Source organism: Pseudoalteromonas sp. MMG005 (assembly GCF_018101015.1).
Lineage (GTDB): Bacteria > Pseudomonadota > Gammaproteobacteria > Enterobacterales > Alteromonadaceae > Pseudoalteromonas > Pseudoalteromonas aurantia.
On record NZ_JAGJEK010000051.1, the window covers coordinates 1 to 3,067 of the forward strand.

1 protein-coding gene is annotated in these 3,067 nt (G+C 40.9%); it reads right to left on the reverse strand.

Annotated features, from left to right (window positions below; genetic code table 11):
* On the reverse strand, positions 1 to 3,067 hold a 3,067-nt coding region (locus J8M01_RS23590), incomplete at both ends, for a non-ribosomal peptide synthetase (protein WP_211059576.1).

Here is a 3,067-nt window from a genome sequence, read left to right on the forward strand (position 1 = left end):
AAGATGAGATTTGACAAGCTCTATGAGCGCTTCATGATCTCGATACTCTGATAATGCTACTATATAGAGTACTAACTGAGCACTGGCATTTTCTAACTCGATCACTTTAGCTACCGCTTGTTCAATTTGGCCAAGCTGCTTTGCTAATACTTCAATCTCCGCAGTTTCAATTCGATAACCTCGCAGCTTTACCTGATCATCAGCTCGACCAATAAAAGTATAATTCCCGTCAGCAAGTTGACGCATAAGATCACCGCTGCGATACACCCTTTGTCCCTGCCAACTGACAAACTTATCGTCGGTCAATTCTCGTTGTCGCACATAACCCTTGGCAACGCCGGCACCTGCAATATATAACTCACCAATTCCACCTTGTGGTGTACGCTGTTGATGACGATCAAGTATATATAAATGTGTATTGTCAATTGCCCGACCAATCGGAACAGGTAATTCATGATCTTCTTTTTGATCTGGGTAAATGGGGTAGTCACTACACCCTACAACTGTCTCCGAAGGGCCATATTCATTAATAAACGTTGAATTTGGTAACCATGCTTGGCACTGACTCAACAACTGACCAGTAAATTGCTCCCCCCCTATAACCAATGTATGTTGCGAATTAATAATATGACCTTTATTTAGAGCACATAAAGCCTGTAAATGGGCTGGGGTAACTTTAAATAAAGAAGCGCTATGCGTACATAAACACTGGTACAAGTCATCTAATGTATTGTCCTCAAAAAGAACAGTGACTGTTTTACCACAGATAAGCGGGGTTAATAAGCTGGTTAAAGTTGCATCAAAACTCAAGGTAGAGCTTACTATAGATTGACCAATTACTGTATTTAGATAGCGTTTTTGCGCATATTTCAAATAGTTAGTTAATCCTCGATGCAATACTTCTATTCCCTTTGGCGTCCCTGTAGAACCAGAAGTATGAATAATATACGCCACCGGATTAGTTGGCGTATTTAGCATGACAGTACGACTGACTTTTTTATAGCTATTAACACAGATCAAGCTGATATTCTCAGCATTGAGGTTTTGTTGCCATTGCGGTGAAGTTAATACTGCTGCAACCGAGGCATTTTCTACTATGGTTGCTAAGCGCTGTTGAGGGTAACTAGGTTCCATAGGAACATAAGTCATATCTGCACGCAAAACAGCCAAAACAGTGCTCAATAAAATTTCACTGCGTCCTAGACAAATACCTATGCAAGCATGACGAGGGTAATAAACAGTTAAATAGCTTGCGAGCTCATCCGCCTGTCGCATAAGCTCAGCATAAGTCTGTATGGTTTGCCCACACTTTAGGGCTATACTATCTGGCGATTTGATGGCTTGTTGATAAATGAGAGCGTCAATACGCGTATCAGCGATATCGCTGTGAACTTCACTAAACCGCACATTTGATTTGCCCTGTGATGTAGAGCCAAGATCACTGAGTAAATCATCCTCATGATTGATCTCCGTAATTCCTTTAAGTATCCCTTGATACTGCTTTAACATCGCATTGGCAGTGTCATACTCAAACAAACTAGAATCAAATTGTAGCGTTAACATTGCGTTACCACTATTTAACTGTACAGCGAATTCTAAATCATATTTACAGCTGAGTGCTTCGACAGATAAAAAATCGACATCCAAATCTGATATCGACAGTTCCGTTGACTCAGTGTTATTCATATTGAGCATTATCTGGAACAAAGGCGTGTACTGTGTCGAGCGTCCTTGGCAGCACGTATCTACAATTTGTTCAAAGGGAACGTCTTGATTATCTTGGGCTGCGAGGTTTACACTGCGAATATGCGCAAAAAAATCTGCCACTGTGCGATTCCTAGTATCACTACGAAGCACCAATGTATTCACAAAAAACCCTATCAATGGTTCTAGCTCTTGACGTGTTCGGTTCGCAACCGGCGTTCCTATGACAATATCGTGTTCGTAGCTATATTTTGACAATAGTAAACTCAGTGCACCATGGCACAGCATAAATGGAGTAATATTGAAACGTTTAGCGACATTATTTATAGCCTCAGTAAGTGACGGTTCTAATTGCAATCGCGCACGCTTTCCTTTATTTGACTTAATCCCTTGTCGTGAATAGTCCAACGGTATTTGATGAACACTCGGCAGATCACTCAGCTGCTGTTGCCAGTATGCCAATTGCTGGATTATTTGCGATTGCATATCACTTTGATGCTGCCAATGAGCATAATCTCGGTATTGCACAGAAAGTGGTACTAAACAAGCATCCTCTTGATTTTTCAAAGAGCTATACAACATGCTGAATTCGTTAACCAATATGCCTAAGGACCAAGCATCAGAAGCAATGTGGTGCATAGTTAAAACAATCGCCACATCCTCATGTGCCAAATGAACACAAGTCACTCGTAGCAATAGATCATGGGCTAAATCAAAGCATGCATTATGTGTTGTTTTTATTTCTTGCTCTAACGCTTTATTTCGTGGCTCACCAGTGAGATCTTTTAGCGTCACTTGACGAATGCTAAATGGATGGTGATCATTTACTCGTTGAGAAACTTCACCATCAGCATTTTTTACAAATACAGAGCGGAGTACTTCATGACGCGCAATGATCTGGGAAAATGCTTGCTGAGCAATGTCTAAATTAAACTTCCCACACACGCGTAACGCCGATGTGATGTGATATTCCGTGCTCCCCTGATTCATATTATCGATAAACCACAAGCGCTGCTGAGCATAAGATAGCTTATAAGTTTGTGACTCAATTTGCTGCGGCAATATCTCCGATACAATAGTAAAATCAGTGTGCTTATCTAGATACTTCGCTATTTCATAAATACTCTGCGCGGTAAAAATGGTTTGCAATGATATAGTTTTAGTAAAGGTTTTTTTTATCGCTGCCTGCATTTTTACTGCTCGTAGAGAATGTCCACCTTGCGTAAAAAAGCTAACTCGAGTGTCGATTGTCGCTTCTGCTTGATTGAGGATCTGACTCCAAATAGTCAACAGTTGCGCCTCAGTTTGCGTTGCTGGTTGATTTTTATTGGCTGTTTTCTCGGGTAAGGCGGTGACTTTTAAT